This window comes from Natrialba sp. PRR66 (assembly GCF_034808065.1).
Lineage (GTDB): Archaea > Halobacteriota > Halobacteria > Halobacteriales > Natrialbaceae > Natrialba > Natrialba aegyptia.
The window spans coordinates 1-264 of the sequence record NZ_JAXHGN010000143.1 but is presented as its reverse complement, the minus strand read 5'-3'; the positions used below and the strand labels follow the sequence as shown (position 1 = coordinate 264).

Below are 264 nucleotides of genomic sequence, written 5' to 3'. Positions count from 1 at the left end.
CCGTTCCGGACGAGGTGGTGGTGGACCCCGCTCGTCGCGAGGAGGCTCGGGACCGCGGCGCGCTCGGGGCCGCTCGCGCGGTCCGAGAGCACGACGACGTCCGCGCCGTCCTTGATGGCCGCTCGCGCGTCCTCGCGGAGCGCCTCGACAGCGTCCTCGAGGGTCGCCGACTCGGGGTCGTAGGTCGCGTCGACCACGACCGATTCGAGTCCGTTCGCGGCCGCGTCGCCGTCGAGCCCGCGGATGGCGTCGACCTCCGAGAGC

Annotated in this window: 1 protein-coding gene; it reads right to left on the bottom strand. The window is 75.0% G+C overall.

Annotation, left to right across the window (positions count from 1 at the left end; translation table 11 throughout):
- A partial coding sequence (locus SM755_RS23790; protein ID WP_323174855.1) for a glutamate synthase central domain-containing protein occupies nt 1–264 on the bottom strand: 264 nt, incomplete at both ends.